The organism is Mesocryomonas lacus, assembly GCF_055730105.2.
On record NZ_JBUZWF020000001.1, the window covers coordinates 99,247 to 124,727 of the forward strand.

At 67.7% G+C, this 25,481-nt stretch carries 25 protein-coding genes; 10 read left to right on the top strand and 15 right to left on the bottom strand.

The genetic code is table 11. The features are described from left to right. Positions 1-5 precede the first annotated feature (5 nt). The 6 genes from ACZLZQ_RS00455 to ACZLZQ_RS00480 all read left to right on the top strand — a co-directional run bounded on the left by ACZLZQ_RS00455 (position 6) and on the right by ACZLZQ_RS00480 (position 6,348). On the top strand, positions 6-2,834 hold the full coding sequence (locus ACZLZQ_RS00455) for an EAL domain-containing protein (RefSeq protein WP_472947574.1): 2,829 nt from the start codon (positions 6-8) through the stop codon (positions 2,832-2,834). A 69-nt stretch (positions 2,835-2,903) separates the two neighbouring features. Continuing rightward, entirely contained in the window at positions 2,904-3,254 is a 351-nt protein-coding gene (locus ACZLZQ_RS00460; protein WP_472934881.1) for an ArsR/SmtB family transcription factor, read from the top strand. Further along, positions 3,251-3,781: an arsenate reductase ArsC gene (locus tag ACZLZQ_RS00465; RefSeq protein ID WP_472934880.1), complete on the top strand. Its 531-nt coding sequence runs from the start codon at positions 3,251-3,253 to the stop codon at positions 3,779-3,781. Before ACZLZQ_RS00460 ends, ACZLZQ_RS00465 begins: the two co-directional genes overlap by 4 nt. 9 nt (positions 3,782-3,790) lie before the next feature. Continuing rightward, positions 3,791-4,216, top strand: coding sequence for an arsenate reductase (glutaredoxin) (arsC, locus tag ACZLZQ_RS00470; RefSeq protein ID WP_472947576.1), 426 nt, complete (start codon positions 3,791-3,793; stop codon positions 4,214-4,216). A 14-nt stretch (positions 4,217-4,230) separates the two neighbouring features. Continuing rightward, the gene (gene arsH / locus ACZLZQ_RS00475) at positions 4,231-4,938 is read left to right on the top strand and encodes an arsenical resistance protein ArsH (protein ID WP_472948419.1); all 708 of its coding nucleotides are present in this window, start codon (positions 4,231-4,233) and stop codon (positions 4,936-4,938) included. A 99-nt stretch (positions 4,939-5,037) separates the two neighbouring features. Then, positions 5,038-6,348: an arsenic transporter gene (locus ACZLZQ_RS00480; protein ID WP_472947577.1), complete on the top strand. Its 1,311-nt coding sequence runs from the start codon at positions 5,038-5,040 to the stop codon at positions 6,346-6,348. Between the two features lie 208 nt (positions 6,349-6,556). Here the strand turns inward: ACZLZQ_RS00480 and ACZLZQ_RS00485 are convergent, their stop codons facing one another. The 7 genes from ACZLZQ_RS00485 to ACZLZQ_RS00515 form a co-directional block, all read right to left on the bottom strand. Then, positions 6,557-7,843 (bottom strand): MSMEG_0569 family flavin-dependent oxidoreductase, encoded by a 1,287-nt coding sequence (locus ACZLZQ_RS00485; RefSeq protein WP_472947578.1) that lies wholly within the window; start codon positions 7,841-7,843, stop codon positions 6,557-6,559. A 3-nt stretch (positions 7,844-7,846) separates the two neighbouring features. Beyond that, entirely contained in the window at positions 7,847-8,134 is a 288-nt protein-coding gene (locus tag ACZLZQ_RS00490) for an MSMEG_0570 family nitrogen starvation response protein (RefSeq protein ID WP_472947579.1), read from the bottom strand. A 123-nt stretch (positions 8,135-8,257) separates the two neighbouring features. Beyond that, on the bottom strand, positions 8,258-9,238 hold the full coding sequence (locus ACZLZQ_RS00495; RefSeq protein WP_472947580.1) for a sll0787 family AIR synthase-like protein: 981 nt from the start codon (positions 9,236-9,238) through the stop codon (positions 8,258-8,260). After that, the gene (locus ACZLZQ_RS00500; RefSeq protein ID WP_472947581.1) at positions 9,235-9,774 is read right to left on the bottom strand and encodes an MSMEG_0567/Sll0786 family nitrogen starvation N-acetyltransferase; all 540 of its coding nucleotides are present in this window, start codon (positions 9,772-9,774) and stop codon (positions 9,235-9,237) included. Before ACZLZQ_RS00500 ends, ACZLZQ_RS00495 begins: the two co-directional genes overlap by 4 nt. Next, positions 9,771-10,910: an MSMEG_0568 family radical SAM protein gene (locus ACZLZQ_RS00505; protein WP_472948420.1), complete on the bottom strand. Its 1,140-nt coding sequence runs from the start codon at positions 10,908-10,910 to the stop codon at positions 9,771-9,773. The genes ACZLZQ_RS00500 and ACZLZQ_RS00505 overlap by 4 nt, the downstream gene beginning before the upstream one ends. Beyond that, positions 10,834-11,880 carry a Nit6803 family nitrilase gene (locus ACZLZQ_RS00510; RefSeq protein ID WP_472947582.1) on the bottom strand — a complete coding sequence of 349 codons (1,047 nt, stop codon included), beginning with the start codon at positions 11,878-11,880 and terminating at the stop codon, positions 10,834-10,836. The genes ACZLZQ_RS00505 and ACZLZQ_RS00510 overlap by 77 nt, the downstream gene beginning before the upstream one ends. Before the next feature lie 25 nt (positions 11,881-11,905). Then, positions 11,906-12,385, bottom strand: coding sequence for an MSMEG_0572/Sll0783 family nitrogen starvation response protein (locus ACZLZQ_RS00515; protein ID WP_472934872.1), 480 nt, complete (start codon positions 12,383-12,385; stop codon positions 11,906-11,908). 313 nt (positions 12,386-12,698) lie between these two features. On the opposite strand from ACZLZQ_RS00515, the gene ACZLZQ_RS00520 reads away from it, so the two are divergent. From ACZLZQ_RS00520 to ACZLZQ_RS00530, 3 genes are all read left to right on the top strand, one after another. Beyond that, complete coding sequence (locus ACZLZQ_RS00520) at positions 12,699-14,111, top strand: aminotransferase-like domain-containing protein (protein WP_472948421.1); 1,413 nt, start codon at positions 12,699-12,701, stop codon at positions 14,109-14,111. 302 nt (positions 14,112-14,413) lie between these two features. Next, positions 14,414-15,166: a lytic transglycosylase domain-containing protein gene (locus ACZLZQ_RS00525; protein ID WP_472947583.1), complete on the top strand. Its 753-nt coding sequence runs from the start codon at positions 14,414-14,416 to the stop codon at positions 15,164-15,166. 302 nt (positions 15,167-15,468) lie between these two features. Beyond that, positions 15,469-16,188, top strand: a complete 720-nt coding sequence (locus ACZLZQ_RS00530; protein ID WP_472947585.1) for a hypothetical protein — start codon at positions 15,469-15,471, stop codon at positions 16,186-16,188. A 9-nt stretch (positions 16,189-16,197) separates the two neighbouring features. On the opposite strand, the gene ACZLZQ_RS00535 is transcribed toward ACZLZQ_RS00530, so the two are convergent. Together ACZLZQ_RS00535 and ACZLZQ_RS00540 are read right to left on the bottom strand one after the other, a co-directional pair. After that, entirely contained in the window at positions 16,198-16,851 is a 654-nt protein-coding gene (locus tag ACZLZQ_RS00535) for a response regulator (protein WP_472947587.1), read from the bottom strand. Further along, positions 16,848-18,254 carry a sensor histidine kinase gene (locus ACZLZQ_RS00540; RefSeq protein ID WP_472947588.1) on the bottom strand — a complete coding sequence of 469 codons (1,407 nt, stop codon included), beginning with the start codon at positions 18,252-18,254 and terminating at the stop codon, positions 16,848-16,850. Before ACZLZQ_RS00540 ends, ACZLZQ_RS00535 begins: the two co-directional genes overlap by 4 nt. A gap of 156 nt (positions 18,255-18,410) precedes the next feature. Between ACZLZQ_RS00540 and ACZLZQ_RS00545 the strand changes: the two genes are divergently transcribed. Further along, complete coding sequence (locus ACZLZQ_RS00545; RefSeq protein WP_472947589.1) at positions 18,411-18,947, top strand: tetratricopeptide repeat protein; 537 nt, start codon at positions 18,411-18,413, stop codon at positions 18,945-18,947. A 177-nt stretch (positions 18,948-19,124) separates the two neighbouring features. Here the strand turns inward: ACZLZQ_RS00545 and ACZLZQ_RS00550 are convergent, their stop codons facing one another. The 6 genes from ACZLZQ_RS00550 to ACZLZQ_RS00575 all read right to left on the bottom strand — a co-directional run bounded on the left by ACZLZQ_RS00550 (position 19,125) and on the right by ACZLZQ_RS00575 (position 25,479). Next, entirely contained in the window at positions 19,125-20,813 is a 1,689-nt protein-coding gene (locus tag ACZLZQ_RS00550) for a hypothetical protein (RefSeq protein ID WP_472947590.1), read from the bottom strand. A 154-nt stretch (positions 20,814-20,967) separates the two neighbouring features. Next, on the bottom strand, positions 20,968-21,339 hold the full coding sequence (locus ACZLZQ_RS00555) for a response regulator (protein ID WP_472934866.1): 372 nt from the start codon (positions 21,337-21,339) through the stop codon (positions 20,968-20,970). 141 nt (positions 21,340-21,480) lie between these two features. Continuing rightward, entirely contained in the window at positions 21,481-22,254 is a 774-nt protein-coding gene (locus ACZLZQ_RS00560; protein WP_472947591.1) for a ParA family protein, read from the bottom strand. After that, complete coding sequence (locus tag ACZLZQ_RS00565; RefSeq protein ID WP_472947592.1) at positions 22,251-22,496, bottom strand: hypothetical protein; 246 nt, start codon at positions 22,494-22,496, stop codon at positions 22,251-22,253. Before ACZLZQ_RS00565 ends, ACZLZQ_RS00560 begins: the two co-directional genes overlap by 4 nt. Then, complete coding sequence (locus ACZLZQ_RS00570) at positions 22,496-25,093, bottom strand: chemotaxis protein CheA (protein ID WP_472947593.1); 2,598 nt, start codon at positions 25,091-25,093, stop codon at positions 22,496-22,498. The genes ACZLZQ_RS00565 and ACZLZQ_RS00570 overlap by 1 nt, the downstream gene beginning before the upstream one ends. An 8-nt stretch (positions 25,094-25,101) precedes the next feature. Further along, the gene (locus ACZLZQ_RS00575; protein ID WP_472947594.1) at positions 25,102-25,479 is read right to left on the bottom strand and encodes a response regulator; all 378 of its coding nucleotides are present in this window, start codon (positions 25,477-25,479) and stop codon (positions 25,102-25,104) included. Positions 25,480-25,481: the final 2 nt, after the last annotated feature.

The following is a 25,481-nucleotide window of genomic DNA, read 5'->3' on the forward strand; positions in this document are numbered from 1 at the left end:
CTGGTATGTCCAGGGATCAACTGACGTCGGCCAGCAAACCTCGGCCGGCGCTTTTCCGCGCGTTTCGGAAAATGGGGCTGCTCGGGTTGCTGGCGCTGGGCCTTTCCGTGGCGCAGGCGACCGGGCTCTTCGATGCGCTCGACAACCGCCTGTCGGAACTGCGTTTTTCGGCGCACAGCCGCTCGCCCAGCGGCAGCATCGTCCTCGTCGATATCGATGCAAAGAGCCTTTCCGACGTCGGGATCTGGCCATGGCCGAGACACCTCTACGGCGAAATGCTCGCATCGGCTGCGGCAGCGCGGGCCGAGCGCGTGGCCTTCGACATCGATTTCTCATCGTCCTCGACGGCGACGGAAGATCAGGCTTTCGGTGACGCGCTCGCCAATGCGGGGATAGAAACCTACCTCGCCGCCTTCGCGCAGCCCGAGACGACGGGCGCCGCGACGCTTCACGCGGCCATGCCGATCGACTCGCTGCTCCAGGCGTCGTGGCCCGTCGGTGTCGACGTCGCCATCGACCCCGACGGGCGGCTGCGGCGCGTGCCGTTTGCGACAGACATTGCGGGAGAAACCCTGTCCTCGCTGGCGTCGGTCGTCGCCGGCCGTGAGACCCAGACCGGCACTTTCGGCATCGACTACAGCATCGCCGCCTCTCAGATACCGCGCATTTCGTTTGTCGACCTTCTCCACCGCCGCGTGGCGCCAGAAGCTCTCGCCGGCAAGACGCTGATCGTCGGCGCCAGCGCCGCCGAGTTGCGCGACCTGTTCACCGTGCCCGTCTTCGGGACGGTTTCGGGATCGCTCGTTCACGCGCTGGCGGCCGAGACGCTGATCCAGAAGCGGGAGATCACCGAGAGACCCTTGCCCATAGCGGCCCTCGCGATCATTGGGATCCTCGCCCTTGCTGCCATCGCACGGGTTCCGGCAAGACGCGCCGTCATCGTCCTGACCGCGGCGATGGTGTCGCTGGAATGCGGCGCCTTCCTCCTCCAGCAATACGGAAACGTGTCGCTACAAACGGCCAGCCTTCACGGTCTCGGCCTCGGCCTGCTGATCCTGACGCTCCTGCGCGAGTTCAACCTCGGCCGGCTCCGGGTCTGGCTCGCCCGGCTCCACGCATCGAACTCAGAGGGCATGCTCGAGCATGTCGTCGACGAAAGCTTCGACGGTATCGTCATCGTCGATGGCGATGGCCGGATCGCGCGCAGTAATGTCGAGGCGGCGACCCTCCTGCGCAGTCCGGTCCCGATCGCGCTTCTGGGCGACCTGCCGCCTGCACTGAGCGAGGCGCTCAGCGAAGCTGCCCGGATCGGATCGACAAGAGCTGCCCATGCCGACCGGACATTGCGGCATCTGACGCTCGATGCTGGGGAGGAAGAGCGCGTGATCGAATATTCGATTGCGCCCTTCTGGATGAGAGGAGTGACCGCCCACGAGGATGCCGCCGCGGACGATGTCCTGCATCTTTGCCTGACGCTCCGCGACGTTACCGACCGCGAGCGTGCGCAGCAGCGGCTGCGGCACCAGGCGCTGCACGATATGCTGACGGGACTCGCCAATCGCCGCGCCCTCGAAGGCGCAATCTCGGACCTGGGCGACGCGGAACGTCCGGACGGCGTCGCGCTGATGGCGTTCGATCTCGATCGGTTCAAGGCCGTCAACGATGCCCTGGGCCACGGGACCGGCGATGCGGTGCTGGTCGAGACGGCACGGCGTGCCCGCCGCGTGGTCGGACCGGAGGCCCTTGTCGCGCGGATCGGGGGAGACGAGTTCGCGATCCTGTTGCGGTGCGCCGACGTCGCGATAGCCGTCGAGGCCGCCCAGCACCTGCTCGCCGCCATCCGCGAGCCTTACCTTATTAGGGGGCACCGCATCTCGGTCGGCTCCAGCGTCGGCATTGGCTGGTGGCAGCATCATTCCGTGGATGGGACCGACATGATGCGCCAGGTCGACATTGCGCTCTACCGGGCGAAGTCACTGGCCAGCGAGCGGATCGCCGTCTTTGACAGCGGCATGGAGGTCGACCGCCTTGCCCGTCTCACGCTCGAACGCGATATCGAAAACGCCTTGGACAAGGGCGAGTTCGAGGTCGTCTATCAACCGCAAGTGCTGATCGAGAATGCTAGGATCATTGGCGCGGAAGCGCTCGTGCGCTGGCGGCATCCGGTGCGCGGTTACATCTCGCCCATCGCCTTCATCCCGGTCGCCGAGGAAATGGGCTACATCCACCGGCTCGGCGCCTTCGTCCTCGAAACAGCCTGCCTTGCTGCTACAGGCTGGCCCGATAGCGTGAAGGTAGCGGTCAACGTGTCGCCGATTCAGTTCGAGGCCGGCGACCTCGTGGCGGCGGTGACACGTGCCTTGGCGCTGTCGGGCCTTCCGGCCAGACGGCTCGAACTGGAGATCACCGAGTCCGCCTTCGTCTCGGAGAGCAGCGGCCTGCAGGAGGCCTTCGCGGCTCTGACGGCCCTTGGCATCAGCTTTGCCCTTGACGATTACGGCACTGGCTATTCGTCCCTCGGCTACCTCCGGCGCTTCCCGATCTCGAAGATCAAGATCGACCGGAGCTTCGTGACGGACGCCCCGGAGAGCCCGCCGTCGATCGCCGTCCTCAAATCCGTCATCACGCTTGGAGAAGGTCTCGATATCCGGGTCATTGCCGAGGGAATCGAGACGCTGGAGCAGGCTGAAGTGCTTCAAGCGATCGGCTGTCGCGAAGGGCAAGGCTATCTGTACTCCAAGCCGCTCAGCCGGACGGCCTTCGAGGTTCTAATCAACGGCATGCCGAACCCAGCGACGACGCCTATCGCAGACGCAAAAGAAATGAACGGCTAAACGCCATGCCCGGCGGAAAGAAGTTGGCACGCGCTTGAACTCTACAAGGATGTTTGCATAATAGCAGACATGAATGATGACCGCGCCGTTGCCGCCCTTTCCGCCCTTGCCCATGCCGACCGGCTCGCCGCTTTCCGCATGCTCGTCCGGGCGGGGCCGAACGGCGTTCCGTCCGGCGAGATCGCCGAGCGGCTCGCCATTGCCCCGACGCGGATGAGCTTCCACCTAGCGACGCTTGAACGCTCGGGGCTCATCGCCTCGCGCCGGGATGGGCGCCGCATCCTCTACGCCGCCAGCTACAACGACATGCGCCAGCTCCTCGGCTTCCTCACCGAGGATTGCTGCGACGGCAAGCCTGAGATCTGCGGCGACCTGACCACGCTCACCTCCCCTTCCTGTTCCCTGGAGACCTGCACGTGACCCAAGGCACTCCCTTCAACGTCCTGTTCCTCTGCACGGGCAACTCCGCCCGCTCGATCCTGGCCGAGAGCATCCTGCGCAAGGAGGGCGGCAACCGGTTCGTCGCCTTCTCCGCGGGAAGCCGTCCCAAGGGCGAGGTCAACCCGATGGCCTTGAGCGTGCTGGAGGAGTTCGGATACCCGACCGACGGCATGCGCTCGAAGGCATGGGACGAGTTCGCGACACCGCAGGCGCCGATCATGGATTTCGTGTTCACCGTCTGCGACCAGGCCGCCGGCGAAGCCTGCCCGGTCTGGCCGGGGCAGCCGATGACCGCGCATTGGGGCATCGAGGATCCAAGCCAGGAGAGCCGCGGCGAGATCTGGCAGCGCGCCGCCTTCACCACCGCCTTCCGCTACCTGAAGAACCGGATCTCGGTCTTCACCGCCTTGCCGATCGAAAGCCTTGAGCGCACCCGGCTCGCCGTCAAGGTCCGCGAGATCGGGCAGCTCGAAGGCGCCTCTTTCCGCCCGTCCGATGTCGCCTGAGAGAACATGATGACCGTCACGATCTACCACAACCCCGCCTGCGGCACGTCGCGCAACACGCTGGAGATGATCCGCCAGTCCGGCGAGGAGCCAGAGGTCATCGAGTACCTGAAGACGCCGCCGAGCCGGGAGACTCTGATCGAACTCCTCGACGTTATGGGCATGAAGCCGCGCGAACTCCTGCGCGAGAAGGGCACGCCCTATGCCGAGCTCGGCCTCGACGACCCGCAGCTCTCCGACGAGGAACTGCTGGACGCCATGATGGCGCATCCGATCCTGATCAACCGCCCGATCGTCGTCACCGACAAGGGCGTCGCGCTCTGCCGCCCGTCCGAGAAGGTGCTGCCGCTCCTCGACAACCCCGTTGCGTCCTTCACCAAGGAGGACGGTGAGGCCGTGACATCAGTCGTCACCGCCCCGGGACCGGCGGCGTGACCGACCCGCTCTCGATGGACCTTCCCAACGTCGCGCTCGATCAGCTCCGCCCGATCGACGTGGCGACGCTGGCCGGCCCCGGCGCGCCGGCGCATGCACCCCGCATTCTCGTCCTCCACGGCTCGCTCCGCGCGCGCTCCTACTCGCGGCTGGTCTCGGAGGAAGCCGCCCGGCTCCTGCGCTGGTTCGGCTGCGAGGTCCAGAGCTTCGATCCGCGCGGCTTGCCGCTGCCGGACGGCGCAGAGCCCGACCACCCGAAGGTGCGCGAGCTGCGCGACCTCGCCGACTGGTCGGAGGGCATGGTGTGGGTGAGCCCCGAGCGGCACGGCGCGATGACGGCGATCCTGAAGGCGCAGATCGACTGGATCCCGCTTAGCGACGGCGCGAGGCGCCCGACGCAAGGCAAGACGCTGGCGTTGATGCAGGTCTCCGGCGGCTCGCAAAGCTTCAACGCCGTCAACCAGATGCGCGTCCTCGGCCGCTGGATGCGGATGATCACCATCCCCAACCAGTCTTCGGTGCCGAAAGCCTTCCTCGAGTTCGACGAGGCCGGCCGCATGAAGCCTTCAGGCCTCTACGACCGCATCGTCGACGTCTGCGAGGAGCTGGCGAAGTTCACCGTGATGACGCGCGGCCGCTCTGCCTACCTCACTGACCGCTATTCAGAACGGGTCGAGAGCGCGGAAACGCTGATGAAGCGGGTGAACCAGGCCTCGATCTGACACTGCCCGCGGCCGACGTTTTGACCGATCCGATTCAATGCCCCGGGGCAGCGCCAAGCCCGCTGCCCCGCACGACCTCATCCAGCCGGGAACCCGCCCATGCTCGCCTTCGCGATCTTCGTCGCCACCCTGGTTCTCGTGATCTGGCAGCCGAGAGCGCTCGGCATCGGCTGGTCGGCGCTAGGCGGTGCCGCGCTGGCGCTGCTCTCCGGCGTCGTCGGCTGGGCCGATGTCGGCGTGGTCTGGGACATCGTCTGGGACGCGACCTTCACCTTCGTCGCGCTTATCGTCATCTCGCTGATCCTCGACGAGGCCGGGTTCTTCGCCTGGGCGGCGCTGCACGTCGCCCGCTGGGGCGGCGGCAACGGGCGCAGGCTCTTCCCGCTCGTCATCGTCCTCGGCGCGGTGATCGCCGCCTTCTTCGCCAATGACGGCGCGGCGCTGCTGCTGACCCCGATCGTGCTGGCGATCCTCCTCCGGCTGAACTTTCCGCCGGCGGGGGCGCTCGCCTTCATCGTCGCCTGCGGCTTCGTCGCGGATACGACCAGTCTGCCGCTGGTGATCTCCAACCTCGTCAACATCGTCACCGCCAACTACTTCGACATCTCCTTCGGCCGCTATGCCGCGGTCATGGTGCCCGTCGACCTCGTGGCGCTCGCGGCGACGCTGGCTGTCCTCTGGGGATACTTTCGCAAGGACATCCCGGCCACCTATCCGCTGGGCGAGCTTGAGGCACCGGCCAGCGCGATCAAGGACCCCGCCGTCTTCCGCGCGGCCTTCCCGCTCCTCGGCCTTCTGCTTGTCGCCTACTTCGTCACCGGCCCGCTCGGCGTTCCCATCGCCTTCGTCACAGGCGCTGCGGCCCTCGTCCTCCTCGCCATCGCCGGACGCTCGTTCTCAGGCGGGCGCGGCGCCGTGGTGCCGCTCGCCAAGGTCCTCCGCGAGGCGCCCTGGCAGATCGTCCTGTTCTCGGTCGGCATGTATCTGGTGGTCTACGGCCTCGGAAATGCCGGCCTCACCGACATCGCCGCCGGCATCCTCGTCTGGCTCGGCGCGCAAGGGACATTCGTTGCCACCGTCGGCACGGGGTTCGTCGTCGCGGTGCTCGCTTCCGTCATGAACAACATGCCCGCTACCCTCGTCGGGGCGCTCGCCATCGACCGCGCCGCCCTCGACCCCGTCACCCGAGAGCTCATGGTCTACGCCAACGTCATCGGCAACGACCTCGGCCCGAAATTTACGCCGATCGGCTCGCTCGCAACACTGCTCTGGCTGCACGTTCTCGCCGGCAAAGGGCAGACGATCACCTGGGGCCAGTACATGAAGGTCGGTCTCGTCCTCACGCCGCCGGTGCTGTTCGCAACGCTCGTCGCCCTCTGGATCTGGCTCCCGGTCGTGGCGTCCCGGTGAGGAGCTCAGGCGGCGATTGAGCGAACATCGCCGCCCTCGGCCTGCCCAGCCCGAACGTGTCCGCCAACTGTTCTCGTAAGGGCAATCCGAGACGAACCGACGCCGGAGAACTGCGGCATCTCGACAAGCACGCTTCGTTCAGGTGGGGAAAGACTGACGGCGGCGGCAATATCCGGCGTCCGCGATCAAGCCTCAACGGCCGTCCCGTTCAGTGGCGGCAACCCGCGGCGGCGAGACGGCGCGGGGCCTGTCGCGTTTTGAGGGCACCCGCAATGGCGTCCGCCAGATAGGCAGCGTCCCTGCCGACGCTGGAGAACCGGCCCGAGCCCCAGGTGTGGAGCCAGGGCAGGCCGAGGAAATAGAGGCCGTCGACGTCAGTCACGCCGCGCCGGTGCTTCGGGTGGCCTTGAGCGTCGAAGACCGGCGCCTGCAGCCAGCCGAAGTCGGGACGGAAACCGATGCACCAGACCACCGCCGCGATCCCCTCTGCCACGAGGTCAAGCGATGTCGCTTCGCCCTCGGGCTGCCAGACCGGCGCGTAGAACGAGGCCGGGGGCGCGTCGATGCCCTGCTCCAGGATGAAACGGTCGATCGAGGCGTTGATGCGGTTGTAGGTGCGATCGGCCTCGTCGAGGCTCACCGCGACAGTCGGCTGAAACTGCAGGTGGCCTTTCGAAAAACCCTCGAGATGGCCGTAGAGCCGCATGCCCTCCAGGGCAAAGCGCCGGAGGTCGATGTCGCGGCCGCCGTCGCGGCCGGTGACGTAGTGGTTGGTGTTGTCGCGCACGCCCTCGCGCAAGGGGTGCTCCTCGACGGGGATGTCGTAGTAGTTCATGTCGGCGAGCCAGGTGACGACGTCCCGGCCGCGGTAGAAGCGCGCGCAGCGGGGCGCGTTGCCGACGGCGAGATGCACGCGCCGCCCCTCCAAATGCAGGTCCTCGGCGATCTGCGCGCCGGACTGGCCGGAGCCGACGACGAGCACCGGGCCGTCCGGCAACTGCTGGGCATTGCGGTACTGTTCCGAGTGGATCTGAACGATCGGGGTCGGCAGGTCCCTGGCATAGGCCGGCATGATCGGCACCGTGTACCCTCCGGACGCCGCAACGACCTGATCGGCGTGGAGCGAGCCGACTGACGTTTCGACGAGAAACCCGCCGCCCGGCTGCGGCACGATCCGGGTGACGGCCGTCCCCTCGCGGAGCGGCGCGTCCACCTTCGCGCGGAAGGCCGCGAGGTAGTCGAGGATCTCGGGCTTGGTCATGAACCCGTCGGGGTCGGGGCCGTCATAGGCGTGGCCCGGCAGATCGCACTGCCAGTTCGGCGTCACCAGGCAGAAATTGTCCCAGCGCCGGTCGTCCCAGACGTGCATCGCGGTCGACTTCTCGAATACGAGGTGCCCTATGCCGCGGGACGTCAGGTGCTGGCTGAGGGAGAGGCCCGCCTGGCCGCCGCCGACGATGGCAACGGGGATCGAGGGAGGAAGCGATCCGGCCATGAACTACTCCTGAAAAGAGAGGACGCCGACGGCGGCGTCGGCGGTGTCGGCGAAGGTCCAGCACCGGGCTTCGATGCGCTCGATCTGTCCGAGGGCCTGGGAGCAGGGAAAACCGTACTTCGCCCGGACGCGGTCGCTGGCGATCGACAGGGCCGTGCGGGTTCGATCGCGGAACTCGGCGAGCGGGTAGGCACGGCCGGGCTGCAAGTGCTCCTTGATCACCGACGAGGGCGAGTAGCAGTCCTCGGACTGTCCGTCGGGCCAGCGGATGGTGAAGCGGACCTCAGGCATGGATGCCTCCGGGCCCGTCTGCGCGAGGGCGCTCGGCACCTACGCCGGGCGCGCTGTCGCGAGGGACAGCCGCCGGCTTTGCGCGGGACTGCAAGCTGGAACCGGATGGAGACGCCACGGCCCTCATGCCGCAACACCTAGTTCAGTAGGCAAGATCAGGGGTTCAATGCCGAGATTGCGGATGACCTCCACCCGTTCCCCATCCCGGATCGAGACAGCGTCGCCCACCGAAACGACGCCGATTTGGCTGGCGGCGATCTGGCGCTCGGCGAACAGGCCGAGCACGGCCGCGACGTTGGGCGGAGATACCGAAAGAAGGTAGCCGTAGCTCGGGAAGGTCAGCAGCCAGCGCTCCAGAGACACGCCGTCGGGCTTCGGGACAGCGCCGACGTCGATCGTGATCGCGACCTTCGAGCACTCGGCGAACATCGCCGCGGTCCCGACGATGCCGCCCTGGCTGATGTCCTTGGCTGCCTGCGCCAGCCCGCTTTCGGCAATGCGCGGCAACAGTTCCAGATCGCCGCGCAGCCGCTCGCCCGGGGCGTCCGTCGCCGCCTCGAAATTGGAGAAGGGCTCGCGGTAGCGCCCGCGCAGGTCGATCGCCGCCACCAGAACGTCGCCGGGCCGCGCGTCGAAACTGGTGAGCAGGCGCTTCGCCCGCCCGAGGATCGCGACGGAAAGCTGGGCGCGGTCCGTCTTGAGGTTGGTATGTCCGCCGACGATGGGCACGCCATAGCGCTCGGATGCCGCCCGCATGCCTTCCATCACCGCCCGTGCCGAGGCATCGCCCTCGGCCCAGAGGGCATCGACCACGGCGATCGCTCGCCCGCCCATGGCGGCGACATCGGAGAGGTTGACCATCACGCCGCACCATCCGGCGAACCAGGGGTCGCGGGCGACGAACTCGTTCATGAACCCCTCGATCGCAAGAAGCTGCCAGCCCTCGCCGTCGGGAATGGCGGCGCAGTCGTCGCCGACCGGCACGGCCCCCGCTGCGGATAGGCCGAGCCGGCTGGTCGCCTCGGCGATATCGCCCTTGGCCGTGAGCCCCGCGCTGCTGCGCAGGACTTTCGCCAACGCCGCGAGGTCGATTGCGCTGGTCATGCGGCGGCCCTCAAGGCCATGAACCCGGTCTCGGGGGTGTGGAATGGCGGGTAGCAGGAGAGGTCAGCCTCCATGCGGTGATGCAGGCGCCCGTGCAGTTCGACTTCCTCGACGGTCTCCCAGTGCAGGCGGCGGAAAAGGAGGACGTTCTGGCTCTGCACATGCGCAAGGAAGCGCGTGCAGCCGCGCGCATGGGCCGACGAGACGGCGAGCTTGATCAGCGCCGTGCCGAGCGCGCCGACCTTGCGGTGGTGCTCGCAGACCGCGAGGCGCGATCCCCACCAGAGGCCGGGCGCCTCCTCGTGGATGCGCACCGTGCCGACCACGGCATCGGCATAGACGCCCCAGAGCGCCAAAGCGACGATCGGGATCGCCACATCGTCGATCGCGTCGCGGTCGTCGCTCTCGAAAAGGCCCTGCTCGCGGCAGAAGACGGCGCGGCGGAGCGCGGCCGCGCCCTTCTTCTCCCAGGGATCGACGGCGTGCTTGATCTGGAAACCGGGGGCCACGAAGGAGCGGACGGGATCAAACATCATGCCGCGCACCCCTTCACATCGGCTTCGCCCCGCTCGTAGGTGGAGAGCGCCGAGCACGCGCCGCACTTCGCGCAGCCGGCTTTCACGTCCACCGACCTCAGCCCGCCGTCGACCAGCATCCTCGCCAGTGGGCGCAGGATCGCGTGCATGAAGGCGGGATCGGGCGTCGGATGGCTTTCCATGGGCGTCCCGGAGATCGGCACGAACGGCACTACGAAGGGATAGACGCCGATCGCCACCAGCCGCTCGCACACCGACAGGATCTCGGCTTCACTGTCGCCGAGCCCGGCGAGGATGTAGGTCGAGACCTGGCCGCGCCCGAACACCGGCACCGCGGCCTCGAAGGCCGAAAAATAGCGCTCGACCGAGACCTGCGCCTTGCCCGGCATGATGCGGTGGCGCACCGCCTCGGTCACCGCCTCGAGATGCATGCCGAGCGCATCGGCGCCGCTCCCGCGCATCCGTTCGAACCAGGCGTCCTCGTCCGGCGGCTCGCACTGCACCTGGATCGGGAGGTCCACCGCCGCCTTCACGCCGGCCGCGCTTTCGCAGAGGATCGCGGCGCCCCGATCGCTGCCGGGCGGCGTGCCGGTGGTCATCACCATGTGCTTGACCCCGTCGAGTTCGACGGCGGCTTTCGCGACCTCGCCCAGCTGCGCCGGCGTCTTGCGCTCGATCGTCCGCCCCGCCGCCAGCGACTGGCCGATGGCGCAGAACTGGCAGGTCTTGGTGCGGCTCTGGTAGCGGATGCAGGTCTGGAGGACAGTCGTCGCCAGGACGTCGCGTCCATGCAGCACCGCGATCTTGGAATAGGGAATGCCGTCCGCCGTCGACAGATCGTAGAATTTCGGGCGGAGCGGGAAGGAGATGTCGCCGATCGGCAGGCCCTCGCGCAGCACCCGGCTGCGGCCGAAGGCGTCGGGCTTCTCGACGAGATAGGGGCTTTCGAAGGCCGGTGCGGTGTGGACGGGGACCATGACGGTCATTCCGTCGATGGTCATCGCCTTATGGTCGGACGGCCCTGCCCCGCCGCGGCGGGAGTCGGCGCCGGCCTTGGGATCAACGAGGCGGGCGCCGAAGGACTGCAACTCGTTGATCAGTTCCGCTGTGTCCATCGCGGTCGGCAGGGTCGGCATCATCGCTTTCGTCTCCGAAGGAAAGGGCGGCGGGATCGGCGGCGGCGCGCATCGGCGCCTGGCGGCGGTTGTCGAGGACGAGCGACAGGAGTTCCGGCCGCGCATAATGGCCGACCGAATCCATCATGCGCTTGCGCTTGGTGATGAGGCCCATGTCGAGGTCGGCGACGAGGATGCCCTCGGCCGTCGTCAGCGGCGGCACGAGATGGGCGCCCTCGGGCGAGATGATCGCCGTCATGCAGCCGCCGCGCAGGCCGCGCTGCAGCTTCTCGTCCGGCTGGATCTCGGCGATCTGCTCTTCGGTCAGCCAGCCCGTGGCGTTGACCACGAAGCAGCCGGACTCCAGCGCGTGGTGGCGGATCGTCACCTCGATCTGGTCGGCGAAGATCGGCCCGACCAGCGAGCCCGGAAACTGCGCGACGTGGATCTCCTCGTGCTGCGCCATCAGCGCGTAGCGGGCGAGCGGGTTGTAGTGCTCCCAGCAGGCGAGCGCCCCGACGCGGCCGACGGCGGTGTCGACCACGGTGAGGCCGGAGCCGTCGCCTTGCCCCCAGATCATCCGCTCGTGGAAGGTCGGCGTGATCTTGCGGCGCTTCAGGGCGATGCTTCCGTCCGCGTCGAAAACGATCTGCGTGTTGTAGAGCGTGCCGTGGTCGCGCTCGTTGACGCCCAGCGCCACCACGACGCCGTGGCGATGGGCCGTCGCGGCGACCGCCGCCGTCGCCGGGCTCGGTATCTCGACCGCGTTCTCGTAGAGGCGAAGGTGCTCCGCCCCCGTCGCCATCGGCGGATGGCAGAAGGAGAAGTAGGGGTACCAAGGCACGAAGGTCTCGGGAAAGACGACGAGCTTCGCGCCCTTGCCCGCCGCCTCCGCGATGGCGTTGAGGACACGTTCGACCGTGCCCTCGCGGGAGGCGAGGTCCGGCGCGATCTGCACCGCGGCGACCCTGACCAGCTGCTTCTCCTTCATGGCCAGTCCCTTCCTTCCCGCGGTCTCAGACCGTCCAGGTGTGCATCATGAAGGCGTCCTTGCGGTGCAGCAGGATGAGGTCCAGCACGTCCTGCGGCGCGATCGGGCGGATGCCGGGGATGAGCGAGCCCTCGCCATGGCCGTAGAGCGCCTGCAGGGCGAAGCGGCAGGCATAGACCTTGCCGCCCTCCTCCATGAACTTGACGAGCTGGTTGTTCATGTTCTGGTGGCCTGGAAAGGCCTCGTCGCCGAGTTTCGGGAAGCCGCGCAGAAGCCCTAGGGTGACGCCCGGCCCGTAGAGCAGCACGCTGGTCTCGAAACCCTTGCGCAAGAGACGGGTGGCCTGGAGCAAGTTGACGAAGCCGATCGAGCCTTCGAACGCCACGGTGTGGAAGGTGACGAGCGCGCGCTCGCCCGGATCGGCCTTCACGTCCTCGAAGACCTTCTCCTCGTAGTCGACGAGATAATCACCCTTCTGATGCGGCTCTTTTTGAACGACGGGCATGACTGTCCTTCCTCGTGACGGATGCGGGTAGCGGGCGCGGCCGACTGGCGGCGAGAGAAGGATCGGTGCCATCAGGCGATCCGGTCAACGCGGATCGATTGATGCAGTCAATTTTGCGATCAATAGAACTCAGTCAGCGCGACCAATTGGCGCTTTGGGCAGCGACTGTCATCAATATAGGCAGCCTTCTGCATCTTTTCGGGCAGTTTGGACCATTGTGACGCAAGACATTGTGCTGTTTTGAAAAGCTTCCCGATACAGTCAATGTATGGTCAATCTACTGGATGGATCCCCCGTCGACGTCAGGATCACCATGCAGGACTGGAAGCCCGACCTCTCGCTGAGCGACAAGCCGCGCTACCTCGCCTTGGCGGACAGCATGGCGGCGGACATCATGGGCGGCATGCTGGTGGCGGGGGACCGCCTGCCGCCGCAGCGCCGCCTCGCCGAGCGCCTCGGGATCGACTTCACGACGGTCGCCCGCGGCTATGTCGAGGCGCAGAAGCGCGGGCTTCTCGTCAGCCGGGTCGGGCGCGGGAGCTTCATCGCCGCCGACGCGCCCGAGCGCCTGAAGCGGGACCGCCCGGCCGCCACATCCTTCGCCCGGCCGCCCTCCTCCTCCCGCACCGATTTCAACATGAACCTGCCGCCCGAGCCGGACAGCCCCGCTTTGCTGGCGAGAATGGAGGCGGGCTTCTCCGTGGTCGCCGGCAACATGAAGGCGCTGCTGCGCTACCAGGGTTTTGGCGGCGCGCCGAGCGACAGGGACGCGGCATCGAACTGGCTGGGACGGCGGGCCTTGGTCCCGACGCAGGAGCGGCTGTTCGTGACGCCCGGCGCCCATGCCGCGCTGCTCGGCATTCTCCGCCTGCTCTGCTCGGGGGGCGACATCGTCCTCTGCGAGGCCATCACCTATCCCGGCATCCGGGCGATCGCCGCGCAGAAGGACCTGCGCCTCGTCGGCATAGCCATGGACCGGGACGGCATTCTCCCGGCGGCCTTCCGCGCCGCCTGCCGGACGCTGGAGCCGAAGGCGCTCTATCTGAACCCCACCCTTCACAACCCGACGACGCTGACCATCCCCGCCGCCCGCCGGGCGGAGATCGCCAATGTCGCGCGCGAGTTCGGCGTGCCGATCATCGAGGATGACGCCTACGGCTTCATCCCCGATCACGGCGAGCCACCCTTTGCCGCGATCGCGCCCGACCTCACCTGGCACGTCGCGGGGCTTGCCAAATGCATCGGCGCCGGGCTTCGCGTCGCCTATGTCGTTGCGCCCGATGCGCGGTCCGCCTGGCCCTTCATGGCGGCGATGGCCGCCGCCAACGTCATGGCATCGCCGATCACCGCGGCGATCGCCACGCGGTGGATCGAGGACGGGACGGCCGACGCGATCCTTTCCTTCGTCCGCGACGAGGCCCGCGCCCGCCAGCGCATGGCGCGGGAAATCCTCGACGAGGGCTCGTTCCGCGGCGATCCGCTCGCCTTCAACATCTGGATGCCTCTCCCCGCCGGGTGGACCCGCTCCGCCTTCATCGGGCAGATGCGCGGCACGGGCATCGGCGTCGTCGCGAGCGACGTCTTCGTCGCCGACAGCGCGCCGCCGCCGGAGACCGTGCGTCTCTGCCTCGGCGGACCGATCACCCGGGAGAACCTGCGCAAGGTCCTCACCTTCGTGGCGCATTCGCTGGAGGATACGCCGGAGCGCGCACCGAGTTTCTGGTGAACGTGCTCCAGCCCCTCCAAGCCGCCTCGCCGAACGAGAGGCCCGAAAACCCGTGCCAGCGACAGCGTCTCGAGGCCATCGGCGGCTGGCGCGGGGTGGGCAGCATGGGCCTCGTCCGGCTCCGGCGGACGACGACAGTTTCCTGGGCCAGGCGGACAAAATGTTCGGCCTGAGGTGGCTCCTCGAGATCCGAGGTGCCGCAACGGTCATACCAGCGTCGAAGCTTAAACAAAGCAGGCGGATCCGGTTTTCAGCATAACGGATGCCGCAATATGGCACTTGTTCTGGCATACAGGGGAAGCATGTTTCGACCGACGCTCATCGCCCTCCTCGCCTGCGTGACCCTTCTCCCCGCCAACGGCGCCTCAGCTGCCGAGGGGGAGGAGAAGCCTCCTGCTCAAACGGCCGCGAATTTTGGCCGGGAAACCTGCCGCTCGATCGAGGACGAGGCGGCCCGCAATGGCTTGCCCGCCTCCTTCTTCGCCCGCCTGATCTGGCGGGAAAGCCTGTTCAACCCAAAAGCCGTCAGCCCGCGCGGCGCGCAGGGCATCGCGCAGTTCATGCCCGGGACGGCCTCGGAGCGCGGCTTGGATCCGTTCGACTCGACGCGGTCCCTTGCCGAGTCCGCGAAATACCTGACCGAGTTGCGGAGGCGCTTCGGAAGCCTCGGCCTTGCCGCCGCCGCCTACAATGCCGGTCCCGGTCGCGTGACGGCCTGGCGCAAGGGTGGGACGGTGCTGCCGGGCGAGACGCAGGATTATGTCATCTGGATCACCGGACATTCTGCCGAGGACTGGTCGGCCGCGAAGAAGTCGCTGGGCGTCCTGCCCATCGCCGACGACATGTCGTTTGCGACGGCATGCCGAAAGCTGGCCGCGCGGGGTCTTACCGCCAAACTGCCGCCTCCCTCCTTGCGGCGGTCGGGCTGGCAGGCGCTGTTCGCCGCGGGGCTCGGGATCACGCAGATCAAGGCATCCAAGCCTGGGCGGACGCGCGTCGTGATCGATCTCAACCACGCGCAGAAGTCCAAGGCGTCCCTGTCGAAGCCGAAATAAGCGATATCCGGGCGGGTGTCGTAGAGTGCGCCCAGCTCGAACTCATCCAGAGCGCGCCTCTGCCGCCACGCGCGGAAGGCGTCATCCAGAGGAGCGAAGGTCAAGGGACGCCCGACCTTCCGCATTCCATGACGCACCCTGGAGCCGACGCCTGGCCCCCTAGCCGGCGACCGGGGGCCGCCAGTCATTGGTCCGGGCCTAGGCGGCATTGGTCCGGGGACGCTATCGCGGACGATGCAGGCTGGTCATCCTCTTCTCACTGGAACGGCCGAACGGGCCGCCGGACAACGAGGAGACGATCCATGACAAAGATGAATTGCATCCGCCGCACGTTCGCGACCGCCGCGCTGGCCCTCGCCGTTGCCGCGTCGCCCTTGGCCCTGTCGCTGAGTACCGGGTTCCATGCCGCAACGGCCGCGGCCAAGGATGGCGGCTCCGGCGGAGATTCCGGCGGCAACTCCGGTGGCTCTGGCGGCGGAGGCGGCAACCGCGGCGGCGGTTCGGGCAACGGCGGATCCGGCAAGGACGGCGGTAGCCGGGGCGGTGAATCCCGCGGCGGTGGCGATGACAACGGATCCGACGGCAACGGCAGCAGCGGCCGGGGCGGCGAAGCCCGTGGCGGCGGCGACGACAACGGTTCCGACAGCAACGGATCCGGCAATGGCGGACGCGGTCGTGGTGGCGAGGCCCGCAGTGGTGGCGACGACAACGGGTCCAGTGGAGCCGGATCGCGCGGCCGCGGCGGGGAGGCCAGAGGCGGTCGTGAAAGCGAACGGAACGATGACGACAACGACGCCAATGACGACCATGGCGGCCAACGCAAGGGCAGCCGTGCCCAGCGCGACGATCGCGCCGCCAGCAGACTCGGCAATGTCGACGACGTCGAGGCCAGAACCGAGGATGGTTTCAAGTTCGAGATCGAGAACGGCCGCTTCGAAATGAAAGACCAGAGAGGCCGAACCGTCGTGGAACGGCGGGCGACTGCGGAGGATCGCGCCAGGATCTCCGACCTTCTGCAGTGAACGCCCGGCTCAACCGCTGGACACGCGGCTCTGCGCGAGGATCGCCGCTTGGGTGCGGTTGCGGACGTTCAGCTTGGCGAGAATGCTGGTGACGTGATGCTTCACCGTCTTCTCCTGGAGGTCCAGCCGCAAGGCCACCGCCTTGTTGCTGAGACCGCTGGCGACGAGCGTGAGGATTTCCTCCTCGCGCTCGGTCAGCCGCGCCATCGGGTCGGCGGGCGGCGTGGCGGCGGGCGTCCGCCGCCGCATCGTCGACAGGATACGGGCGGCAAGGTGCGGCGGGACATAGCTCTCGCCGCGCAAGACCGCATCGAGCACCTCGACGAGGCTATCGGATCCAACCCCCTTCAGGACATAGCCGCGGGCGCCCGCCTCGAGCGCCGCGAAGACGTCGTCATCGCTTTCCGAGGCGGTGAGGACGACGACGAGAATTGCGGGAAGGCTTTCGCGGATCCGGCGGACCGCCGACAGGCCGCCGCCGGGCATCGACAGGTCGATCAGCGCGACGACCGGCCTTGCCGACGTCGCCAGCGCCACCGCCTCGTCTGCGTCGGCGGCCTTGCCGACGACGGCATAGTGGCCCGTCTCCTCGAGGCTCAGCGCCACGCCGGCCCGGAAAAGCGGATGATCGTCCGCCACCACCACGCTCACGGGTTCGCTCATGCCGTCAACTCCGCGGTGGTGCCATGCCTCAGCGTCATTTCGAGCCGCGTTCCGGAAAAGCCGCTCTCGACGGCAAAAGTCCCGCCGAGGCTCTCGATCCGGTCGCGAAGCCCGGTGAGGCCAAGTCCCGACGCCGCGTCCGCCGCAAAGCCCGATCCAGCATCGCGGACCTCGACGACGACCGCCTCCCCCTCGACGCGTGCGGCCACCGCCTGCCCGCGGCCGTCCGCATGCCGGAAGGCGTTGCTGAGGCCCTCCTGAACGAAACGGTAGATGGCGAGCTTCTCGGCCGATGCGAGCACCGGATTGGTGCCGGGCGGTTGCAGCGTGACCTCGGTCGCCGTCCGGCGCTCATGGGCGAGCACCGCGTCGCGGAGCAGGGCGTCAAGTGCCAGCGTTTCGATGTTCGGGAGTGCCAAGCCGTGGCAGATGCGCCGGATCTCGATCAGCGCATCGCCGAGGAAGCTGCGGATGGGCAGAAGCTCCGCTGCCCGAGCCCCGAGCCCTGCGGCAAGGGAAAGGCTCCCGAGCCGGAGCGCCGCAAGGCCGAGCAGCTGCGCCGGTCCGTCGTGAAGGTCGGCGCTGAGCTGACGCAGCGTTCGCTCGTTGATCGACGAGACGCGGGTTGCGGCATCCCGCACGCGCCGGCCGAGCCGATGGTTCTCCTCGAGAAGGTCCTGCAGGTCTAGCACCTGCCTTTCCAGGGCGATGCGCTGGCGGGAGATGGTCGAGCTTCCGCGCAGGACGATGCCGAACAATGCCCCGATCATCGCGACCGTCACGGCGCCGACCACGATCCAGCTGCGCACGCGCGCGGCGAGGAGGCTGGATTCCAGTTCCTCGGCATGCTCGTAGAATTCGGCGACCGCGACGGTCTTACCGGACCAGGGGGCGCGGATCGGGTGGTAGATCTCGAGAAGCGGAACCCCGGCATCGCGCTCGAGGGCATCCTCTTCATCGGTCAGATCGTCGAACTCCGCCGCGACCTTTCCCTCCCAGGCCTCGCGCAGGCTTGTCGTCGGCTCGAAGCGCTTCCCGATCAGGCTGGGCTCGCTGCTGTAGATGATCAACCCGTCGCGCCCCCAGAGCTTGAAGGTCTCGATCCGCTCGCCCAGCGCCCCCGTGGACAGCGTCTCGTCGAGGGCGCTCCTGGCGCCTTCGCCAAGCACGTTCGATCCGTCGATGTCGGGCAGCAGCGGCGAGATCACGCCGTCGACGTAGAGCGCGGTCGCCGTCGCGGTGTTGCGCGTGACACTTTCGGTGATCTGGCTGGTGACCCAGAAGCCGATCGTCAACATGCCCGCCAGAAGCACGGTCGCGCCGCCGAGGAGATACTGGCGGGCGAGCGTCAGCACCCGCCATCGGCGGAGGGTGGGCGCAAGAAGGGATGCGAAAGACCTCATCGCCGACCATCCTAGCCGGTTTCGCTCGCCCGGACATGGGACCAATGCGCAGCGTTCCATGGGACCTTGGTCCGAAGCGTTGGCATGGCCCAGCGGTCATCCTGCCAGCAAGGGTATTGCTGGAGGCATGGACCCGCGATGCGATGGAGGGATGCCATGAAGACGGCCATGATGCGCAAGACGATCGCCCGGACCGGGCTTGCCGGTCTCCTCGCCAGCGCCCTGCTGGTCCATGCCGCTCCCGCCTTCGCCCTCGGCGACGACACGCCGGCGACACCGACGTGCAAGCGGGGCGAGGTCTATGACGGGAAGCTCAAGAAATGCGTGAAGCGCGCAGGCGCCAACCTTACCGACGACGCGCTCTCCGACTACGCCTACGCTCTCGCCAAGGAGACAAGGTTCGAGGAGTCGCTGGAGGTGCTGGACACCCTGAAGCAGCCCCATACCGCCAAGGCGCTGAACTATCGCGGCTACGCCACGCGCAAGCTCGGGCGGACCGAGGAGGGTATCGGCTACTACCTCCAGTCGGTGAAGCTCGATCCCCGCTATGCGCGGGTCCGCGAATATCTCGGCGAGGCCTATGTCATCCAGGGCAAGCCGGATCTCGCGCGGCAACAGCTCGCGGTCATCGAAACGCTCTGCGGCACCTCCTGCGAGGAGTACCGGGATCTCAAGGAGGCCCTCGTCGACTGACCGGACGGCCGGCGCGGGGCTTGCGACCCCGATGGCACCGACCTCAGCCGGGCGAGGCTGTCTGGCACGTCGCTTGCCACACCGGCCCGGCAAGACGCCACGTCTCGTCGCCGGCGCCCTGACAACGCGCGTGCGGTGTGCCGGGTTGTCTCATTTTCCGCGTTCCTGGTCGCATGATCAGAAGAGGATGGCGTCCATCGCTTCGTCCTGGCCGTGACCGGGACCTTCCGCGGCCACCGACGATGCCGCCGGGACGTTCCGGCCGACGACGGCGGCAAAGATCTCGCGTTCCTCGGCCATCGTGTAGTCTTGCGAGAGGATCTCGTCGATTGCCGCCATTTCCTCGTCGCTGGCGTCTGTCTGCGGCAGTTCCGCGGTGATTGCCGCCAGCGCCGCGCAGAGGGCGTGCAGCAGCGCGCAGCCCTCGATATGCGGCGTCATCATCTTGCGGATGGCGGTCACGTCGGCGGTCAGGGAAGACGCGGCGGAAATGGCGGAACCCAGTTCTCGCGACGACGACGCCTGGGCCTCGCCGAGAACCGCGCTCGTGCTGGTCAGCCGCTCCTCGACGAGGCTGTAGGCGGCAGAGATTCCGGGCAGGATGCGCAGGCTGAGGTCCGTCGTGTCGATCGCCGCCCGATCGACTCCCTCGCGCACGCGGTTGGCCTCGTTGCGCGCGATCGAGGCCTGCTCGCAGATGACGCGGGCGATGTAGCCGATCGTGTCGTCCTCGCTCTTTACATGTGCCGCGCGCACGGCGGCGTTGAGACCGGCGATCTTGAGGTCGTGCTCGAGCTGGTCGAGCTTGCCGGTCATGTCGATCAGCGACTGGGTCGCCTCGGCGCATCGCGCAAGGCTTTTGCCGAGGCGAAGGCGGGCCTGCTCGCCGTCCTTGAACTGCGCCTGAAGGTGCTGCGCCTCGGTGTCGAGCATGGCGCCACCGCCGCCGTGAACAAGCTGGCCGAGAATGTCTTGGCTTTGAACGACCTGGCCGCCGATCTCGGCCAGATGGCCGTCGAGTTCGCCCATTTTCGTTTCATAGAGGCGCCGGAGATCGTCGAGCTGGGCGATCTCGAGCGCGGCAATGCGGCGCAGCGCCGCCGGGCGCGAGTGCTCGGCGATCGGGGGGAGGCCCGCGTCGATCAGGCCCTTGCTGTGCAGATCGGCCATGCGGCCGAGATTGGCGATTGTGTGCTCGAGCCGCTGGCGCGCCATGTCGTGGAACTGCAGGCCGGCGACGATGCCGCCGATCGCCTTCCAGATCGAGGTGAAGGCGGCATGGGCCGCTTCACGCCGCTCGGACGACGCTCCTTGCTGCTCGTCAAGATGGGCCGCGAGCGCCAGGAAATCGTCGATCAGGCTGGTTCCGTCGAGGCCTGTCTGCGACTCGAAGGCGCGGCTCTGGGCAAGACAGCGACCGAGCAGCTGCGTGCTCTCGTCGATACCCCGCGCGACCCCCTCGCCGACCGAAACCAGCTCGGCGACATGGGCGGTGAAGGGGCCGAGCTCATACTGCCCGTCGCTCATGCCCTCGACATGCGCCCGCGCGATGAGAACGACATAGTCGAGAAGCCGGAAGACCAGGACCACCGCCGTGCTGCCGGAGACGGCGATCTCGACGGAGCCGCGCAGCCGCGCGAGCGCCTCGCTGCGCTCCCGGGAAAGATCGGCGGTGGTCTGCGAAACCGCGGCGGCGGTCGCCAGCCCTCGGCGCATCTCGCCGATCTCCTCGCCGACGAAGATCTCCGTCGAGCGGCGGATGCCGTCGCGTACCTGCGACACCTTGCGGTGAAGGTTCTGAACCTCCTCTCCGACCGCCATATAGACGGCCTCGCTCGAGACGCTCCAGCCATGGACCGCCGTCACAAGGCGGCCCACATCCTCGAAAGAGCCCGGTTGCGCAGCAGGGGACCTGTGTTTACGCAAAAATTTAGTCCCGTTCATTGTCGAAACACCATCCCGGGCATCCGGCTACGACGGCCCAGGCCGCGGCACCGATCGCCGGCGGGAATGCCAATGGTCAAAGCTTCAGAACCTGCCGGACCACGTTCATCAGCATGTCGCCCTGCGCTGGCTTAACCAGCCAGCCGGTGGCCCCGGCCGCCTTGGCTTCCTGTCGCTTGTCCTGCTGCGATTCAGTGGTCAGGAGAACGATCGGCAGGAACTGAAGACCGGCCATCTTTCGGACGGTGCGGATGAGATCGATGCCGTTCATGGCGCCCATGTTGAGATCGGTGATGATCATGCTCGGCTTCAAGCCGCCCTTCAGCTTGGCGACGGCCTCCTCGGCGCTCGCCGCCTTGGTGACGCCGATGTCGTTCATGCTGAACGTCATTTCGAGGCTCATCAAGATGGTGGGCGAGTCGTCGACAATCATAATGTTCGTGGCCATCTCCATCTCCTTGAAACGCCATGGTGCACGAACACTAGATCAAAAAGGTGGATGCCCAGTTTACTGCAGGAAGATGCCTTAATCACTCTACTATTCTTATTGACGGCACATAATACTATCTCGCAGGCTTCGCATTCCGGTTTAGGCGATAGCTGGAAAAAGGTTCGCAAGCTGGTGGGAAAGGCGGTGGTAGTCGGCAGCCCCGCGGCTCGACGGCGCGTGCGCCTGGATCGGCCGACGCGCAGCGAAGGCGTCGGCGATTTGAATGTCGGTGCGAATGCCGTCCATCAGGCGCTCGGGCCCGAACTCGCGCGCGAGCTGCGCGAGCGTTTCGGCGTGATGGCGAATGCGCAGGTTCAGCATGATCGGCACCAGCCCGAGGAGACGGATATCGGGATTGACGGTGGTCGCGATCCGCAGGAACACGCGGGCGAGTTGCCGGACGCCTTCCGCCGACAGCGCGTGCGGCATCAGCGGGACGAGCACGCCATCGGCCGCCGCCAGCGCGTTGACGAGGAGCATGTCGAGCGAGGGCGGCGTGTCGATGATGACGAGGTCGAAGGCCTTGCGAACCGCGTCGCTCCCAAGCTGACGCCTCAGCGTTGTCGGACTTTGCCCGCTGGCGTCGCCCATGAAAGCCTGGTCGGCCGGCGCGACCCACACCCCCGGATGTCCCGATGGCTGAACGGCCGACAGAAGGTCGAACCCCGAATCCGAGAAGATGTCGTGGACCCGCGGGACGCCCCGCTGCGCGACGATGCCGAAGCCTATGCCGGAATGACCTTGCGTATCGAGATCGACGAGCAGCGTGCGCAAGCCCCGCGCCCCGGTCTCGGCCGCCAGATTGACCGCGGTCGTCGTCTTGCCGCTGCCGCCCTTGCGGTTCGAGATCGCGATGACGCGGCTCGTCGTCATCTCATGCCGGCCGTCAGCGCCGGCATGATCGCACGGGCCAGCGCCACGTCCCCGGGCGCAGCGCAGACGCGCGCGCCACTGGCGATGACGGCCTGGAAAAGCGCGGTATGAAGGCTGGCGCAAGCCGAGAGGTCGACGTCCGCGGTTGGGGTGGCGCGAAGGAACTCCGTCAGATCCAGCGCTTCCTCAACGGCACAATGTCCTTCGAACCGGACCCGTCCTTCTTCGTAGCAGAGCGGCATCACAGCAGTTCCTTGAGATTGAGGACGAGGAGCACCCGGCCGTCGCCGAGGAGCGTCGTGCCGGAATAGCCGGGGATGCGCGACAGCACCCCTTCCAGCGGCTTCAGAATGACGTCGAGACCCTCGCGGAAATCGTCGATGACGAGCCCGACCGGGTGGCCGGCGACGCGGCAGACCAGCACCGCCTCCTCGTCGATCTCCGCAGGCGCAGACGCTACATCGCCGATGTGCAGCAGGCTCTGCAGGCGCACCAGCGGAATGACCGCATCGCGCAGGACGAAGGCCTCCGAGCGCTTGATGGTCCGGATGGCGGCACGCGGCACGCGCACGGTCTCGACGATCATGTCCATCGGCACGCCGTAGAGATTGTCCGCCGCCTCGACGACCATCACGCGCGCCACCGCCATCGAGAGCGGCAGCGTCACGCGGGTCAGCGTGCCGGAGCCGAGCCGCGTCGACACCTCGACGCTGCCGCCCAGCCGCTGGACGGTGGTCAGCACCACATCCATGCCGACGCCGCGGCCCGACAGGTCCGAGACGGTCGCCGCGGTCGAGAAGCCGGGGCGATAGATGAGGTTGACGGCGTCCTGCTCGCTCAAGGCTTCGGCCGTCTCGGCGTCGATCACGCCCTTGGCGACGGCAGCCTCGCGGACCCGCCGGTGGTCGATGCCGCGGCCGTCGTCGCTGACCTCGATGACGACGCTGTCGGCCTCCTGATAGGCCTTCAGCCCGATCTGCGCCTCCGGCGACTTGCCGGCCGCGGCGCGTTCGTCCGCGGTTTCGATGCCGTGGTCGAGCGAGTTGCGCACGATGTGGAGGAGCGGGTCGCCGAGCGCCTCGACGATGGTCTTGTCGGCCGCGGTGTCGCCGCCCTCGATCGTCAGCGCGATGCGCTTCGACAGCTTGCGCGAGAGATCGCGCACGAGACGGGGAAAGCGCGCGAACACCTCGGAGACCGGCAGCATGCGCACCTGCATGATCGCGCCTTGCATCTCCTGCGCCAGGCGGTCGATGACCGCGTACTGCTCCTTGATGTCGCGGCCCATCTCGCGCGAGCCGTAGACGTCCTCGGCCTTGCGGGCGAGGAAGGGCAGGCTGTTCTTCGAGACCACGAGCTCGCCGATGAGGTTCATCAGCCGGTCGATCTTCGCCTGGTCGACCTTCAGCGTCTTCTGCCCCGCTCCTGCGGTAGCGGCGACGGCGCCCTCCCCGGCTGGCGTCGATGCCGGCTCGCCGGGCGGCGCGGCGGCAGGCGGCGGCGTTTCACCCGCGTCGACCCCGGCGGTCGTCAGCCCGTCGATGAAGGCGATGACCCGGGCCGGCGACGCCTGGCGGACGGCCGCCGCGAGCGCTGCCTGGAGGGGCACGTTGAGATCCTGCCGGCCGAGCGCCGTCAGCACGTTTCGCAGCGTCGCGCCGACCGCGCCGAGGCGGCGGGCCAGATCGCCGGCCATCGACAGCTGCCGCCGTTGCGCTTCCAGGAGCTGCCGCACGACGACGCCTTGCCCGCCTGAAGGCATGGCGAGGGCTGTCGTGCGCGCGCCGCCCGCCGCGAGCGGCGCCGCCGCGCCGTTTTGGGGCAAGGCAAAACTGCCCGACGTGACGGCATCGACGAGCGCCGTCACCAGCGCCCGGTCCGGGCGATCGGCGCCGAGCCCCGACTCCAACCAACGCAGGGCACACGCCGGCCGCGAGGCGGGTCCCATCAGATGCAGGAGGACGCCGCAGGCCGCCTGCAGCGAGGCGAGATCATCTTCCGCGAGATGGGCATAGGCATTCTGCGTGAAATCGTCCCAGACAGGACTGTTGTCGGGATCGCCGGCGAGTTTCACGAGGTCGGAGATCGCCACGGTCGCGATCTCGATCTGCTCGATGTCGTAGCGGAAGAGGTGCTCGACCTCCGCTTTCGGCGCGACGGTCAGCATCTGCAGGTCGAGGAGGCAGCGATAGGGGTCGAACTCGGCGAGCGGCGGGAAAGGCTCGCGGGGGGTGGTATCGAGGCCGAGGAGATCGGGCAGCTGCAGGGCGGTGCCGAGCGGATCGGTGCCGTTGTAGAAACAGCCCTCGTCCGGCACGTAGCGGACGGCCAGCACCGTATCGCCGGAGAGGACATGCCGGAAGGCGGCGATCCTCTGCGCCTCGGAGAAGGCGCCGAGCCAGGCGATCGGCGGGCGGCGGGACGGGTCCGCGGCCTCGAGAGGCGCGGCATCGGCCCCGGGCGCGCTGCCGGCGCAGGCGCGCAGATCCGTCACCATGCCCCTCGAAATGCCGTCGGCCTCCAGCGGCAGCGTCTCGTGGCGTTCGAGATGATCGATCCATTCGCCGACGCGGTCGAGGCTTTCGAGCAGCCGGTCGACGATCTCCGGGCTCAGCGCGAGCTCATCGACCCGGATCGCGCCCAGAATGTCCTCGGCGGCATGGACGAGCCTCGTCAGCGCCACCACCTCGAACAGGCCCGACGAGCCTTTCAGCGTGTGCACGGCCCGGAACACCTCGTTGACGACGGCCGCATCCTGCGGGTTGTCTTCGAGCTTCAAGAGGCCGGTGGCCGAGGTCTGAATCAGATCGCGGGCCTCGGGGATGAATTGGGCGAGCAACGGGTTCGTCACAGCGGCACCCCGGTCATCAGGCGCGCGGCGGCGGCAAGCGCCACCGGCTGCGCGGGCTTCAACATATAGAGATTGGCGCCGAGTTCCAGCGCCCGGACCTCGTCGTCCGCGGCCGCCTCGGTGCTGATCATCAGGACGGGAACCGCGGCCAGCGACGGCTCGCGGCGCAGCCGGTCGACAAGCGTGAACCCGTCCATTTTCGGCATGTTCACGTCGATGAGGATCAGGTCGAAACGGCCGAGCATCGCGCGCTCCAGTCCTTCCAGGCCATTGACGGCCTCCTCGACGGCGAACCCCTCCTTCTCCAGGATGTCGCGGTAGAAGAGGCGCATGGTGATGCCGTCATCGACGACGAGGATGCGTTTTGGGTCCATGT